Raw genomic sequence first — 14,762 nt, forward strand, 5'->3', positions numbered from 1 at the left:
ATGGAGTGTGGTGCCCGTGCGTCATTTTGGTGCGTCATGTCGGCGTGGGGTCGGGCGGCAGCGGCTCCGCCTGCCGCGGCTGGACCAGCAGGATGCCGGCGAGCATCAGTGCCATCGCGGCCCAGACGATGGGCGGATAACGTTCGGACAGCAGCAGTATCGACCAGATCACGCCGCCGCCGGTGATCAGGTAGGCGACCTGCGCGGCGAAGACCGCTCCGGCGCGGCGCACCAGCCAGACATAGGCGGAATAGGCCAAGATGCTGATCAGGGATGAGAGCAGCACCGCGAGATCCGGCGGGCCCCAGGGCGGGCGCGGGTCGATGAACTGCCCGGTGGCCAGCGCCAGCGGCAGCGCGATGACGGCGCCGATCCAGCAGGAAGCACAGAGAAGCTGTACCGGGTCGAGGCCGGCTGTGCCGAACTTGTCGACCATGTTGCCTTCGAGCGCATAGAAGAACGGGGCAATCATCGCGACGAGAACCCAGGCCGAAAGCGACGGATCGGGCAGCGCCGCGTCGGGGGCGGCGAGCAGCAGCACCGCTAGGGCTCCCAGCAGCAGGCCGGCGAGGCGGGTGCCTGCGAATTTCTCGGTCCCGAGCGCCAGCGCCATCGGGAAGGAGAACATCGGCACCAGCGAGACCAGCAGTGCGACGATGCCCGCGGGCAGGTGCGCGGCGCTCTGGTAGAAGGCGATGCCGGGGAAAATATTCCCGGCCAATGCGACGGTCAGGCAGATCGGCAACTGGCGCCAGCCGATGCGGGGCAGGCGCCCACGGGCGGCACAGACCAGCGTGATTGCAGTACCCGCGATCGCGGTTTGCCAGAAGATCAGGCCGAAATGCCGGTAGCCGTCGGAGACGGCGATGCTTGCGAGAGGCACCGACAGGCCCCAGAAGACGCCGCAGACGATCAGAATTGCGATGAAAGGTGTGCGGCCGGTCATTGAACGGGTTCCGTGACCGGGGCGCTTCTGGCGCGGCGTGGCTGCACCAGGAACAGGCCGCCGAGCATCAGCAGCAGCGCCGCCCAGACCAGTGGCGGATAGCGCTCGGCCAGGATCAGCATCGACCAGAGCATGCCGAAGCCGGTGATGAAATAGGTGATCTGCGAGGTGAAAACGGGTCCGGCGCGGCCGATCAGCCAGAGGTTTCCGATATAGACGCAGGTGTGGATCAACGCGACGGCGATCATTGCAAGGTCCGCAGTCGGCGGCGGCATCGCGATGGCGCGGAACTGGCCGGTCGCGAGAGCCAGCGGCAGGGCGACGGGTATCGCGATCAGCGCCGAGCCGAGCATCACCTGCACCGGATCGAGCCCGGCGCGACCATACCTGGCGAGCAGGTTGCCGTTCAGTGCGTAGCAGCAGGGGGCGATCAGCGCGATCAGCACGTAGAAGCCCTGCACCGGCGCGCCGCCCTCGCTGGGCCGCGACAGGATGATCAGGCAGACGGCGGTCAGGCCCGACAGCAGGCCGGCGATGCGGCGGGCCGACAGGCGGTCGTTGCCGAAAGCGACCGCCATCGGCATCGAGACGATGGGAACGGTGGAGAGCACCACTGACATCACTCCCGCCGGCAGGTGAGCGACGGCGGTGTAGGTGGCGAAATGCGGGATCATGGTGCCCAGTACCGCAACGCCGGCGCAGGTTCGCCACTGGGCCATGGTGCGCGGCAGGCTTTTGCCGCGCAGACGGCAGATGCCGAAGGCCATGACGCTGCTGATGATGCCCTGCCAGAAGATGATGGCATACGGCTGCCACCCGCCGGACACGGCGATCTTGTTGAATGGCTGCCCGAGGCCCCAGCCCGCGCCGAACAGGAGCACCGCGCCGAAGAGCAGCGCCCGGTTCTCGGCCGGGGCGGCGGTCATGGGCAGGCGGGCGCGAGGCGTCCGCCGTCGCGGATCATCGCGACCTTGATGGCCTTGCCGGTCCTGTCGTCTGTCTCTACGTAGAGGCCGGAGAGTGTGGCTTCGCCCGAGGCGGGCTTGAATCGGCCGCCGGGCATGCCGGTGATGAAGCGGCGGAGCGGCTCGGATTTCTCCATGCCGATCACCGAGTTGTAGTCGCCGCACATGCCGGCGTCGGTCTGGTAGGCGGTGCCGCCGGGCAGGATCATCGCGTCCGCCGTGGCGACATGGGTATGGGTGCCGACGACGACGGAGGCGCGGCCGTCGCACCAGTGGCCCATCGCCATCTTCTCGGACGTCGCCTCGCAATGCATGTCGACGAGGATCGCCTGCGCCTGGCCGCCAAGGGGATGGGTCTTTAGCACCTGTTCGACGGCGGAGAACGGATCGTCGAAGGCGCGCTTCATGAAGACCTGGCCAAGGGCCTGGGTGACGAGGATCTTGCGGCCGCGCGTCGCCTCGAACAGGCGGGCGCCGCGGCCGGGGGCGGACTTGGCGTAGTTCAGCGGGCGGATGATCCGCGGTTCGGCCTCGATGAACTGCAGCATGTCGCGCTGGTCGAAGGCGTGGTCGCCGAGCGTCAGGCAATCGGCGCCGGCGTCGAGCAGGTCCTTGGCGTGGGCGGCGGAGAGGCCGGCGCCGTTTGTGGCGTTCTCTCCGTTGACGGTGACGAAGTCGAGCCGCCACTCCTCGCGCAGAGGTTTCAGGCGGGCTGTGACCGCGTCGCGGCCCGACCGGCCAACGACATCGCCGAGGAAAAGCAGTCTCATATCAGAGCGGGCTTAGGCGCCTTGAAGACGCGCGGCAAGGACAAACGCGCCGGTATTTGGCAAAAGCTGGGGATCGTCTATTCAGATGGCATGAGATATGCGCTGATCCTCGTTTTGCTTGCCAATCCCGCACTTGGCCACTCCATCGAGGAGCATATCGCCGACTGTGCCTGCAATTCCGCCTGTTACACAGACGAAGTCGAAGGGCTGTCCTGCAATTCGCGCGAGATTTCGTTTCGGGGCCACGGGTTTCCGGACGAATCGGATGTGCTGATGCGCGGGATCACCGGATCGAACCAGCAGTTTCCGCGGCCGCATGATTACCGTTTCCGGATCACGCGGACGCCGCACATGGCAGCACACCCGACCGCGACGGTGCCGGGCGCCATCGGGGTGGCGGTGAACGGCATTCCGATCTTCGATCCGTCGACGCAAGGACCAGTACGGCCGTCGACCGGCAAGCCCGTCAGCGCCGCCGCGGCGGGAGAGCTGGACATCTGCGGCGGACATGCCGGGCGGGGTGACGACTATCACTATCACCGGGCGCCCAACTGCCTGATCGAGGAACTTGGCCGCGGATTCGTCGACGAGGCACGGCGGCCCATCGGCTGGGCGGCGGACGGGTTTCCGATCCTCGCGCTCGGCTGGTTCGACCGTGGGAACGACATCGAGGACAAGCTGGACGCGTGCCGCGGAGCGACCGATGGCTCGGGGCGGTATTTCTACAATGTCGAGACCCGCGGCGATTATGCGGTGCTCGACTGCTATTCCGGGGTGCCGCAGGGGTTTACCAGAGACACCTGGGAGCACCGCCGCGATGCTTCGGGGAAGGAGATCATCGGCATCCCGATCCGGTTCACGGTCGGGACGTTTCAGAACATCCCGGCGGGGCGCGATCTGTGCTCTGTCATGACCGGGGTGCTGAATGGCGTCGACGTGCTGCGTGGCGGGCGGGTCGAGAAGGTGCGCGGCGTCGAGGGGACGCTTTATTACTGCAATTCCGGCTGCTACGGGCATTTCGAAGAGGTTAAGGGCGCCGGGCGCGGCCGGGTCGTGGCTTTCGCAACGGCGACGGACCGGTGCCCGGGCAGCTTTACGCCAGCGGTGGATAACGGGTTTTCCCGCTACGAGCGGTAATTTGGGGCGCGGTCGGCGGCGTATCAAAGTCTTCGGTGGCAGGGACGGCCTGTGCGGCCGGCCCTAGGGGCTTGGTCAGCGGCCCAGTCTTTCGGCGATCAGCGAGCGCATGGAGATCGGCGGGCGGTCGATCAGGTTGGCGAGTGTCGGATCGGTGGTTGCGAATTCGCCGTTGCGGCTGGCGATATGCATGCCGAGCGCGATCTTTGCTGCGTGTTCGGGCACGCCACGGGCCACGATCCTTGCGTGGAAGCCCTCGTCGGAGAGGGTTTCGCGCCGGATCGCGCGGCCGAGATCTGTGGCGATGGCGGCGAGGTCGGTAAAGCTCAGGGCCTCGGATCCGGTGAGCGGCGGGGTGGGGCCGTCGAAGCGGCCTTCTTCCACCAGGATCGTGGCGGCGGCTTCGGCGAGGTCGGCATGGGCTGTCCAGGAGATCGTGCCGTCCTGGGGCGCCTCGAGGTGGCCGGTGTCGAATGCCTCTGCCATCACCGTGAGGCTGCTGGCCGCGTAGAAACCGTTGCGCAGAGCGGTCCAGGCGAGGCCGGAGTCGCGCAGCATCTCTTCAGTGGCGTGGTGGTCGTGCATCGGCGGGAAGGCGGAGCTGGCACTGGCGCCCATGTGGCTGGTGTAGACGATGCGCCGGACCTTGGCGGCGCGGGCGGCCTCTATCGCGGTGCGGTGATGGGCCAGCGGGTCGCCGCCCCGTGCGGCGGCGTTGGAGGAGACGAGGAGAACCTGTTCGGCACCGTCGAAGGCGCGGCGGAGGCTTTCGGGATCGTCGTAATCTGCCTGGCGGACCTGGATGCCCGTTGCGGTGAGGTCTTCGGCCTTGCCGGGATCGCGGCAGCTTGCGGTGATCGCGGTGGTCGGGAGGCGGGTGGCGAGCGCTTCGACGATGGCGCGGCCGAGTTGGCCGGTGGCGCCGGTGACGGTGATCATGGGCGGCTCCTGTGATCGGGGTTCGCTGTTATCGGTGATAACGGCTTTTCGATATCAGTGATTATCATCGATAACAAGAGGGCGCTATCAGCGGTAACGGATCGGCGTTAGGGTGGCGGCATGGGTGAGACGGACGAGACTGTGAGTGAAGCGCCTTCGGGCGACGTGCGGGGCCGGATACTGGCGGCCGCGGCGGAGCTGATCGCAGCGGGCGGGCCGGATGCGGCGACCACGCGGGCGGTGGCCGGGGCCGCCGACGTGCAGGCGCCGACGATCTATCGGTTGTTCGGCGACAAGCGCGGGCTGCTGGACGCGGTCGCGGCGGAGGTTCTGGGGCGCTATGTCGCCGGAAAGGCGGCGCGGGAACCGCATGCCGACCCGGTGCAGGACCTGCGGGACGGGTGGGACATGCATGTGGAATTCGGCCTGACCCATCCGGGGCTGTTCGCGATCATGAGCGGCGGCACGCCCGGGGCCGCCTCGCCCGCCGTGGCGGCGGGGATGGAGGTGCTGCGGGCGCGGATCAGAAAGATCGCGGAAGCGGGGCGCCTGCAGGTCAGCGAGGCGCGGGCGGTGGGGCTGACGCAGGCGGCCGGCGTGGGTACGGTGCTGACGCTGCTGGGCCAGCCGGAGGGCGCCCGCGACCTGGCGCTGTCGGAGACGGCGCGGGAGGCGGTGATCGCGGCGATCACCCGTGTTGCGCCGGCTGTGGCCGGGGACGGTGCGCGCGGGGCGGCGGCGGCGCTGCGTGCATCGTTGGGGGATACCTCGGTTCTGTCGGGCGGGGAGCGGTTATTGCTTGAAGAATTGCTGGACCGGATCGCGAATGGCGAGGCGCGGCGGGAGTAGGTGTCACGGTCCCGTCCGGGTCAGGCGAAGGTGAGCGTTTCCGCTTCGGTCACGATCATGTCGAGGCGCTGGTCGGTGGGTTCGAGAGGAAGGGCTTCCGCCTCCTGCGCGGCCCAGGCGAAGCCTATGGCGATGGTCGGGCGCTGGGCGCGGAGCTGTTCGAGGGTGCGGTCGTAGAAGCCGCCGCCGTAGCCAAGGCGGTTGCCGGCGCGGTCGAAGGCGACGAGGGGGACAATCAGGACCTCCGGGGTCATCCCGGCGGCGGTGACGGGGACGCGGGCGCCGAAGGGACCGTCCTTCATCTCCGTCTCCGGCGTCCAGCTGTGAAAGATCAGCGGCAAGCCGCGGCGGATCGTGATCGGCACGCCGACGGGGGCGGTGGTGGCGTGGGCGGCCATGGCGGGGAGCGGATCGATTTCGGTGCGCATCGGCATGTAGCCGGAGAGGGGACGGCCCCTGTACGGAGCGAGGGCTTCCAGAAGGCGGGCGGCGCCGGCGGCGCGGTCGCCGGTGTGGTAGGCGGTCTGGCGGCGGGCGAAGGCGGCGTCGCGGGCGGCGGCCTTGACGGCGGTGAGATCGGTCACAGCAGGAAGGCCGCGGCGAGGCCGAGGAAGGCGAGGAAGCCGACCACGTCGGTGACCGTGGTGACGAAGGCGCCGGAAGCGAGCGCGGGGTCGACCTTGATCTTCTCCAGCAGGACCGGGATGGCGGTGCCGGCGAGGCCCGCCACGACGAGGTTGATGATCATCGCGGCGCCGATGACCGCGCCGAGCATCGGCGACTTGAACCAGATCATGCCGAGCACGCCCATGCAGACGGCGAAGGCGACGCCGTTGATCAGGCCGACGAGGATTTCCCGCCGGATGACCCGCCAGACGTTCGAGCCGGTGAGGTCCTTGGTGGCGATGGCGCGCACGGCAACAGTCAGCGACTGGGTGCCGGCGTTGCCGCCCATCGAGGCGACGATGGGCATCAGCACCGCCAGCGCCACATATTGCGCGATGGTATCGTCGAAGAGCGCGATGACCATTGAGGCGACGATGGCGGTGACGAGGTTCACCGCAAGCCACGGGAAGCGGCGCTTGGTGGTGGCGATGACCTTGTCCGAGAGCGAGCTTTCGTCGCCGACACCTGCGAGGCGCAGGATGTCCTCCTCGTGCTCCTCGTCCAGAACGATCATCGCGTCGTCGATCGTGATCACACCGACGAGCTTGCCGTCCTCGTCCACCACGGGCGCCGAGATCAGGTGGTACTGGTTGAAGGCATAGGCGACGTTGCCTTCCTTCTCGGTGGCCTCGATGGTGCGGAAGGTTTCCTCGGCGATGTCCTTCAGCTTCACGTCGCGGCGATGGCCGAGGATCTTGCCCAGGGTGACGTTGGCGACCGGGTGATAACGCGGGTCCACCAGGGTCATGTGGTAGAAGTCTTCCGGCAGATCCTCGCGCGAGCGGAGGTAGTCGATGGCCTCGCCCACGGTCCAGTATTCGGGGCCCGCCACCACCTCGCGCTGCATCAGGCGGCCGGCGGAGTATTCGGGATAGGTCAGGGCCTGTTCGACGGCGAGGCGGTCGTTGTCCTCGAGCGCGCCGAGAATGGCCTGCTGCTGCTCGTCCTCAAGATCCTCGAGCAGGTCGACGACGTCATCCGATTCCAGCTCGCGGACCGCGTCGGTCAGGACTGAGGGCGACAGGAGGTCGAACACCTCCTCGCGGATGGATTCGTCGAGTTCCGACAGGATCTCGCCGTCGATCTCGGGTTCGTAGACTTTCAGGATCGCGACGCGGTCGTCGTAGTCGACCTGTTCCAGAAGGTCGGCGATGTCGGCGGCGTGGAGCGGCTCCATCAGCTCGGTCACGCGTTCGGCGTCGCCTTCGTGGGCGGCCTCGGTGATCGCAAGGACCCGGTCGCGATCAAGTTCGTAGCGGACGTCTTCGCGGGGTTCTTCGAGCGTTTCTTCTTCCGCCATGGACTGCCTCTTTTCCGGTCGCCTTCAGGCTAGTGAAGATGGGGCCGTGGCGACAGGGGTCCAGTGGATTTACCCGCCGTGCGGCGCCGCCTATTCTGCGCCGGTCTAAAGAGGGGTACGCGCATGGGCAAGGTGCTGATCTGCGGTCAGGTGCTGGGATTTACGGAGAATCCGTTCGATGTGCCGGTGGAGGACGCGGCGCGGTACGAGCGGCGCGGGGCGGTGCTGGTCGGGGACGGGCGGATCGCGGCGGTGGGGACGGCGGAGGATCTGCGGGCGGCGCATCCCGGGGTCGAGGCGGTGGACTATGGCGACGGGCTGGTCACGGCGGGGTTCGTCGATGCGCATGCGCATTATCCGCAGACGGCGATGATCGCGAGCTGGGGCAAGCGGCTGATCGACTGGCTGAACACCTACACCTTTCCGGAGGAGATGGCGTTCGGGGATGCGGAATATGCCGCCGAAATCGCGGCGCGGTATTTCGACCTGACGCTGGCGAACGGGACGACGACAGTCTGTTCCTATTGCACAATTCATCCAGAGAGCGTGGAGGCGTTCTTTGCGGAGGCGCAGCGGCGTGGGGTGAGGACGGTGGCCGGCAAGACATGCATGGACCGGAACGCGCCGGAGCGGCTGCGGGATACGGCCGCACGGGCCTATGACGAGAGCAAGGCGCTGCTGGAGCGGTGGCACGGGGTGGACCGGCTGAGCTATGCGATCACGCCGCGGTTCTCGCCCACGTCGACACCGAAGCAGCTGGAGGCGCTGGGGGCGTTGTGGGCGGAGTTCCCGGATTGCCCGATGCAGACGCACCTGTCTGAGCAGACCGACGAGATCGAATGGGTGCTGGGGCTGTACCCGGAGGCGCGGGACTACCTGGATACCTACGAGCGGTTCGGGCTGCTGGGGGCCGGCGGCCTATACGGCCACGCAATCCATCTGGAGGCGCGCGAGAAGGACCGGCTGCGGGAGGTGGATGCGTCCCTGATCCATTGTCCGACCTCGAATACGTTCATCGGGTCGGGACTGTTCGACATGGCCGGGCTGACGGCGGCGGGGCACCGGGTAGGGCTGGCCACGGATACCGGGGGCGGATCTTCGTTTTCCATGCTGCGGACGATGGCCGCGGCCTACGAGGTGGGGCAGCTGAACGGGTCGGCCCTGCACCCTGCGCAGCTTTACTGGTTGGCGACGACCGGGTCGGCGCGGGCGCTGCGGATGGATGACCGGATCGGGAACGTCGCGCCGGGGATGGAGGCGGACCTGGTGGTGCTGGACCTCACCTCGACGCCGGGGATCGCGCAGCGGGCGGCGCGGGCCGGGGATATCTGGGAGGCGCTGTTCCCGACGATCATGATGGGCGACGACCGGGCCGTGCGGGACGTCTGGGTCGGCGGTGTGCGGGTCTGAAGGTCCGGGCGGCGGCTGACCGCCACCCGGTGTTTCGCTGTCGCCCGGTCAGCCGATTTCGGCGCCGTCCTGACGCCATACGGCGATGACGGACGAGCGCGGCTTTCCTTCGCCGTCGGGCCAGGAACCGCCGGGGTGCTGGATGCCGACGAAGGCAACCTTGCGGTCCGGCGACCAGGTCAGGCCGGTCACTTCGGATCCGTAGGGCCCGGTGAGGAAGCGCGCGATTTCGCCGGTTTCCGGATTGCCGACCAGCATCTGGTTGTTGCCCTGGCCCGCGAACTCTCCTTCGTTGCTGTAGTCGCCATCGGTCTGGATCCAGAGCAAACCGTCGGACGAGAAAGCCATGCCGTCGGGCGAGTTGAACATGTTGCCCGGCGTGACGTTTTCAGACCCGGCATAGGCGTCGTCGTGGACGTCGGGGTTGCCGGCCATCACGTAGAGATCCCAGGTGAAGCCGGTGGCGCCGTGGTCCTCGCCTTCCGGGCGCCAGCGGACGATCTGGCCGTACTCGTTGGTCTGGCGTGGGTTCGGACCGCCGACCGGGGTTTCATCGCCACCGGCATTCGGTTTTACGCCACGGTTGGAGTTGTTGGTGAGGGCGCAATAGGCCTCGGCCCGCAGAGGGTTTGTGGTGATCCATTCGGGACGATCCATGGTGGTGGCGCCGACCTTCGACCCGGCCATGCGCGCGAAGACCAGGATTTCCTCCAGCGGCATGCCGGTGGTTTCCGGGGTCAGCGGCAGCCATTCACCGGTCATGTCGTCGTTGAACTTCGCCACGTAGAGCGTGCCATCGGAGAGCAGCCCGTCAGTCGGCTGACCTCCGGCCCAGGTGCCGTTCGAGACGTACTTGTAGATGAACTCGCCACGTTCGTCGTCGCCCATGTAGACGACGATGCGTCCGTCGGCGGCCTGAACCATCTCGGCATTCTCGTGCTTGAAACGGCCGAGGGCGGTGTGCTTGACCGGGGTGCTGGTCGGATCGGACGGGTCGATCTCTGTCACCCAGCCGTGGCGGTTGGGTTCGTTCGGCTCGTTCGAGAAGTCGTAGCGCGGATCGAATGTCTCGTAGGCATAGCGGCCTTCGGCGCCGATGCCGTAGCGGTCGAAGCCGAAGGGCAGGACGAGCGGCTTCTGGTCCTGGCTGGTTTCGGTGGAGCCGAAGTAGCCGTTGAAGTTTTCCTCGCAGGTCAGGTACGTGCCCCAGAGTGTCTTTCCCGAGCCGCAGTTGTTCATCGTGCCCTTGGGCGACGTGCCGTCGGGGTCGGCATTGGTCTTGACCAGTTCCGCCCCGGCAACCGGGCCGTCCATGGTCATCCGGGTTTCGTGGGTGATGCGGCGGTTATAAGGGCTGTCGACGACGACTTCCCAGCCGTTACCGTTATCGGCGATCTCCAGCACCGTGACGCCCTGCATGTTCTTCAGCAGCGTGACCTCGTCGGCGTTCTTCGGCATGCCTTCGGAGTCGGCGGGCAGGTTGATCTTGGGGTTCACATATTCAGAGTTGATCGCCAACAGCACGTGGCCGTCATGGGTGAAGGTTTCCATGCCGTCGGTGTTCTCGCCGAACACCTTGTCGGACATCTCGACCGGGACGCCGGTTTCGGGCGTATAGGCGCCTTCGGCTTCCGAGAACAGGGCCTGCCCCCATTTCACCAAGGGCTTCCATTCGTAGCCTTCGGGAACGTGGATGTCGAAATCGGTGGCGATGCCGATCGGGGTGAAATTGAAGGCTGCGGCCTGGGCGCGGGCCGAGGTGGCAGAGCCGAGCACGCCCGAGCCGAAGACGGCGGCTGCCGAGCCGAAGCTCAGCGCGCCGCCCAGGAAACCGCGGCGGGAGATGGCTCGTTCGACGACGGCGTCGAAGTCATTCGTTGCGGGGCGCGGGTCGCGGAGTTCGTCGAACTCGTCCCAGGACAGATCAACCGTTTTCCGGATATCCATTGTCATTCTTCCTCTGGCTTTTTCGCTGGATCTCGTCCGCCTGATGGGCGAACGCCCCTGCCAGCTTTCATGCCGGGATGTCGGATACGTAACGGGCTTATGTCGCTCAGGTGAATTCTGAGATGTTATCACATTACTTTGAAGTATCACGTGGACCTGCAGAGGTCTCATTTCCCGCCAATTGGTAGAACCGGCTCGCGCGCGTCGGTTGCGATACATTGGAGGTGGTCGAAATTTATATAATTACTTCAGTTTGATATACTGAACTGCCCCTTACCGGTTGCAGCCGTTTCACAGCATTACCGGCGCGGCGGTGCCGTGGAATTCCGGACTACCAACTCGACAGGGAGGACTTTGCGCAGGACGCCGTCCTGCGGGTCGAGGATCGCGTCGACCGCGTGGCGCGCGATATCCTTCAGCGGCTGGCGGATCGTGGTGAGGGGCGGTGTGGAGACGGCGGCCTCTGGGATGTCGTCGAAGCCGATCAGGGACACGTCACCGGGCACCGAAATGCCGCGCTCTGTCAGCCAGTCCAGCGCGTAGAGTGCGATGGCGTCCGACTGGGCGACGAAGGCGGTGGGCGGTTCGGACGCGGCAAAGATCCGTTCCAGCGCCTCGGCGACGGTATCTGCGTCGGTGAGGGTTTCGTGGATCGGGACCGAGGTGCGGGGGATGCCCGCCTCCTCCAGCGTGTCGAGGGTGCCGATGGCGCGGCCGGAGGTGGCCGAGTAGAAGGCGGTGTCGACAGTTTCGAGCGTGACCGGGCCGCTGCTGCCGGCGGTGAATTCCATGGCGAGGATGGCGAAGCGGCGGTGACCAAGGTCGAGCAGGTGCTGCGTCGCGAGGCGGGCGGCGGCGGCTTCGTCGATGCCGACGGCGGGGATGCCGGTTTCGCGCCTGTCGACGTAGAGCGCGACATAAGGCAAGTGCCGGTCCCGCGCTTCGTCGATCAGGTCGCGGGCTTCTTCGAGGCAGTAGAGCAGGAAGCCGTCAACCACCGCGTTGCGAAGGTTCCAGGCGAGCTGTTCGTGGTTGGCGGAGGAGACCAGCGACAGGCCAGTGCCGCTGTCGTCGCAGGCGCGGGCGATGGAGGTCATCAGTTCGCGCGCAAAGCTGTCCTCGAAGAAGTAGGAGAGCGGTTCGACCGTGGCGACGCCGATGGCACCGACCTTGCCGGTGCCTAGGACGCGGGCGCGGGGGTCCGGTCCGGCATAGCCGATCTGGCGGGCGGTTTCGAGGACACGGTCGCGCAGCTCTTTGCGGACGATGCCGGGGCGGTTGAAGACGTTGGAAGCGGTCGCCTTGGAGACGCCGGCGGCCTCGGCCACGTCGGCGAGGCGGGCGGGTTTCCGGGTTGGGGTGTCTGTCATGTGCGGTGTCCTCGCCCTCGGCTTAGCCGGGTTCTTGAACCGGTTCAATATTTGCTTGACCGGGGGTGGTTGGGAGCGGTATCTTTGAACCGGTTCAAGGGCGCGCTGCGAGTCGCGCTTGAACCGGTTCAAACCTCGACGGAAACCCAACAGGATCGATTGCGATGACTGCGCTCGACATGCCGCGTCCGATGACACTCCGCCCGTTCTGGAGCGACGTTGGTTTTGCCTTTGCCGTCTACTTGCGCCGCCGCCGGAGGGTTGCGGAGCACAGGCGCGCGCTGAAAATGCTGGGGCGCCATTCGCCGCGGCTGATCGCGGATGCGGGGTTTTCACCCGACGAGGTCTATGCGCTCGCGGGCGGCTGGGACGAAGTGTTGCGGGAAGGCGCGCGGGAGAGGGACGGGTTCATCCGGTTGGATGGCGCAAGGCGGGCGACACGGCATTGAAAGCGATGTTTAAGTGCCTTCTATGCGATCCGCGAATTCGAGCGCCGCGAGATTCCGGCGTTCGTGGATTATGGCGACGATGACCGGGTGGTCGTCTTCGAGGATGTAGAAAGCCAAATACCCTCGGTAGCGGATCGAGCGCAGGCCATCGAAGAAGACGGATCGGGGCCTGCCAATGTGCGGGTGGGCGTCGAGTTCTTCCAGCTTTTCTATCAAGCCTTCGAGGAAATCCCTCGCTCGGGCCGGTCCCCAGTGATCCTCGCCCCAGGCTCGGATCGCCAGCAGATCCGCTCGGGCCCTTGGCTTGAGGCGCATGTTATTCGGAGTCGAGCAGTAGTTTCCGCAGGTCGACGTCTTCGGTCGGTTCGCCGGCGGCTTCCCTCAGGTCCCGCTGCAGCAGATAGAAGGCCGTCGCGCCATCCTCTTCCATCAGTTTGCGCAGCCCGGCGCGGACGACTTCGGAGAGATTTGCGTAGACGCCAGCCTCTACCTGTCTTTCGGCGTAGTCCTGCATGGCTTCTGGAAGGGAGATGTTCGGCATAGCAGACCTCATGCTCACTTCAGCCAATATATGGCCAATCTGGCCATGCGGCAAGCGTATCAGCCAGTCACAAGCGCCTTCGCCAGACGGGTCTGGGTCTCGATGACGCCGGGCAGGTCGATGGTGGTCAGATCGCCGTCGCGGACGACCTGGCGGCCCTCGACGAAGAGGTGGCGCACCTTCGTGGGGCCAGCGAGGAGGAGGGCGGCTGGGTCCCAGCTGCCGGCGCTTTCGACGCCAGACGTGTCCCAGAGGGCGAGGTCTGCGCGGTAGCCGGGTTCGATGCGGCCGCAGTCGTCGCGGCCAAGCACCTCGGCGCCGCCGCGGGTGGCGATTTCGAGGGCTTCGCGGGCGCTCATCGCGTCGGCGCCGTTGGCGACACGTTGCAGCAGCATGGCGGTGCGGGCCTCTGCCGCGAGATTGCCGCTGTCGTTGGATGCGGAGCCGTCGACGCCGAGGCCGACGTGCACGCCCGCGTCGCGCATCTGCCGGACCGGAGCGATGCCTGAACCGAGGCGGCAGTTGGAGCAGGGGCAGTGGGCGACGCCGGTGCGGCTGCGGGCGAAGAGGTCGATTTCCTGTCCGTCGAGCTTTACGCAATGGGCATGCCAGACGTCGGGACCGGTCCAGCCGAGATCCTCGGCATACTGGCCAGGTCGGCAGCCGAAGTTTTCCTGCGAATAGGCGATGTCCTCGTCATTCTCGGCAAGGTGGGTGTGGAGCATCACGTGCTTTTCGCGCGCTAGGATGGCGGTATCGCGCATCAGTTCGCGGCTGACAGAAAAGGGTGAGCAGGGGGCGAGGCCGACGCGGATCATCGCGCCGGGGGCAGGATCGTGGAAGGCGTCGACGACGCGGACCATGTCGGCGAGGATATTGGGTTCTGGCTCGACAAGGCTGTCGGGCGGCAGGCCGCCAAGGCTTTCGCCGATGGACATGGCGCCGCGGGTGGCGTGGAAGCGGAGGCCGATATCGCGCGCAGCGTCGATGGTGTCGTCGAGGCGGGCGCCGTTGGGGAAGAGATAGAGGTGGTCGGAGGTCAGTGTGCAGCCGGAGAGCGCCAGTTCGGCGAGGCCGATCAGGGCGGAGGCGCGGATTTCCTCGGGACCGAAGCGGGACCAGATCGGATAGAGGGTTTTCAGCCAGCCGAAAAGCAGCGCATCCTGACCGCCCGGGACGGCGCGGGTGAGGGTCTGGAACAGGTGGTGGTGGGTGTTCACGAGGCCGGGGGTGACGATGCAGCCCTCGGCGTTCACGACCTCGCCGGTAGAGGTGAGGTTCTGCCCGATGGCGCCGATCTCGCCGCCGCGGATCAGGATATCGCAATCGGCGTATTCGTGGCGGCTGTCGTCCATGGTCAGGACGCGGCGGGCATTGCGGATGAGGATTTCGGCCATGAGACGCTCCGGGCTGGTTAGTTCGAAGCTAGGCCAGTTGCGCGCGCGGGCAAAGGGCCGGGGCGGGCGGACCGCC

General features: G+C 66.7%; 15 protein-coding genes. 4 read left to right on the forward strand and 11 right to left on the reverse strand.

The window, feature by feature from the left end; all coding sequences use genetic code 11:
• Positions 1-34 precede the first annotated feature (34 nt).
• From HCO70_RS02010 to HCO70_RS02020, 3 genes are read right to left on the reverse strand one after another with little or no spacing between them, the layout of a single operon-like run.
• Positions 35-946, reverse strand: a complete 912-nt coding sequence (locus HCO70_RS02010) for a DMT family transporter (protein WP_172292579.1) — start codon at positions 944-946, stop codon at positions 35-37.
• Positions 943-1,872, reverse strand: coding sequence for a DMT family transporter (locus HCO70_RS02015; RefSeq protein WP_172292581.1), 930 nt, complete (start codon positions 1,870-1,872; stop codon positions 943-945). Before HCO70_RS02015 ends, HCO70_RS02010 begins: the two co-directional genes overlap by 4 nt.
• A complete protein-coding gene (locus HCO70_RS02020; protein WP_172292583.1) occupies positions 1,869-2,681 on the reverse strand; it encodes a TIGR00282 family metallophosphoesterase in 813 nt (270 codons plus the stop codon). The genes HCO70_RS02015 and HCO70_RS02020 overlap by 4 nt, the downstream gene beginning before the upstream one ends.
• A 90-nt stretch (positions 2,682-2,771) precedes the next feature.
• On the opposite strand from HCO70_RS02020, the gene HCO70_RS02025 reads away from it, so the two are divergent.
• Positions 2,772-3,818 carry a YHYH protein gene (locus tag HCO70_RS02025; protein WP_216665232.1) on the forward strand — a complete coding sequence of 349 codons (1,047 nt, stop codon included), beginning with the start codon at positions 2,772-2,774 and terminating at the stop codon, positions 3,816-3,818.
• A gap of 75 nt (positions 3,819-3,893) precedes the next feature.
• Here the strand turns inward: HCO70_RS02025 and HCO70_RS02030 are convergent, their stop codons facing one another.
• On the reverse strand, positions 3,894-4,757 hold the full coding sequence (locus HCO70_RS02030) for an NAD(P)H-binding protein (protein WP_172292587.1): 864 nt from the start codon (positions 4,755-4,757) through the stop codon (positions 3,894-3,896).
• Between the two features lie 120 nt (positions 4,758-4,877).
• On the opposite strand from HCO70_RS02030, the gene HCO70_RS02035 reads away from it, so the two are divergent.
• Positions 4,878-5,606 carry a TetR/AcrR family transcriptional regulator gene (locus tag HCO70_RS02035; protein WP_172292589.1) on the forward strand — a complete coding sequence of 243 codons (729 nt, stop codon included), beginning with the start codon at positions 4,878-4,880 and terminating at the stop codon, positions 5,604-5,606.
• A 20-nt stretch (positions 5,607-5,626) separates the two neighbouring features.
• Here HCO70_RS02035 and HCO70_RS02040 read toward each other — a convergent pair whose 3' ends face one another.
• Together HCO70_RS02040 and mgtE are read right to left on the reverse strand one after the other, a co-directional pair.
• Positions 5,627-6,190, reverse strand: coding sequence for a 5-formyltetrahydrofolate cyclo-ligase (locus HCO70_RS02040; protein ID WP_172292591.1), 564 nt, complete (start codon positions 6,188-6,190; stop codon positions 5,627-5,629).
• Positions 6,187-7,572, reverse strand: coding sequence for a magnesium transporter (mgtE, locus tag HCO70_RS02045; RefSeq protein WP_172292593.1), 1,386 nt, complete (start codon positions 7,570-7,572; stop codon positions 6,187-6,189). The genes HCO70_RS02040 and mgtE overlap by 4 nt, the downstream gene beginning before the upstream one ends.
• Before the next feature lie 123 nt (positions 7,573-7,695).
• Between mgtE and guaD the strand changes: the two genes are divergently transcribed.
• Positions 7,696-8,982 carry a guanine deaminase gene (gene guaD, locus HCO70_RS02050; protein ID WP_172292595.1) on the forward strand — a complete coding sequence of 429 codons (1,287 nt, stop codon included), beginning with the start codon at positions 7,696-7,698 and terminating at the stop codon, positions 8,980-8,982.
• A 48-nt stretch (positions 8,983-9,030) separates the two neighbouring features.
• Here the strand turns inward: guaD and HCO70_RS02055 are convergent, their stop codons facing one another.
• A complete protein-coding gene (locus HCO70_RS02055) occupies positions 9,031-10,929 on the reverse strand; it encodes a PhoX family phosphatase (protein ID WP_172292597.1) in 1,899 nt (632 codons plus the stop codon).
• Between the two features lie 299 nt (positions 10,930-11,228).
• Entirely contained in the window at positions 11,229-12,299 is a 1,071-nt protein-coding gene (locus tag HCO70_RS02060) for a LacI family DNA-binding transcriptional regulator (protein ID WP_172292599.1), read from the reverse strand.
• 164 nt (positions 12,300-12,463) lie between these two features.
• On the opposite strand from HCO70_RS02060, the gene HCO70_RS02065 reads away from it, so the two are divergent.
• On the forward strand, positions 12,464-12,748 hold the full coding sequence (locus HCO70_RS02065; protein WP_172292601.1) for a hypothetical protein: 285 nt from the start codon (positions 12,464-12,466) through the stop codon (positions 12,746-12,748).
• A gap of 9 nt (positions 12,749-12,757) precedes the next feature.
• Here HCO70_RS02065 and HCO70_RS02070 read toward each other — a convergent pair whose 3' ends face one another.
• The 3 genes from HCO70_RS02070 to HCO70_RS02080 are packed head-to-tail and all read right to left on the reverse strand — an operon-like array spanning position 12,758 to position 14,686.
• Positions 12,758-13,063 (reverse strand): type II toxin-antitoxin system RelE/ParE family toxin, encoded by a 306-nt coding sequence (locus HCO70_RS02070; protein WP_172292603.1) that lies wholly within the window; start codon positions 13,061-13,063, stop codon positions 12,758-12,760.
• A 1-nt stretch (position 13,064) separates the two neighbouring features.
• Positions 13,065-13,289: a type II toxin-antitoxin system ParD family antitoxin gene (locus HCO70_RS02075; RefSeq protein ID WP_172292605.1), complete on the reverse strand. Its 225-nt coding sequence runs from the start codon at positions 13,287-13,289 to the stop codon at positions 13,065-13,067.
• 59 nt (positions 13,290-13,348) lie between these two features.
• The gene (locus HCO70_RS02080; RefSeq protein ID WP_172292607.1) at positions 13,349-14,686 is read right to left on the reverse strand and encodes an 8-oxoguanine deaminase; all 1,338 of its coding nucleotides are present in this window, start codon (positions 14,684-14,686) and stop codon (positions 13,349-13,351) included.
• Between the last annotated feature and the right edge of the window lie 76 nt (positions 14,687-14,762).

The organism is Pseudoruegeria sp. HB172150, from assembly GCF_013184805.1.
Classification (GTDB): domain Bacteria; phylum Pseudomonadota; class Alphaproteobacteria; order Rhodobacterales; family Rhodobacteraceae; genus Psychromarinibacter.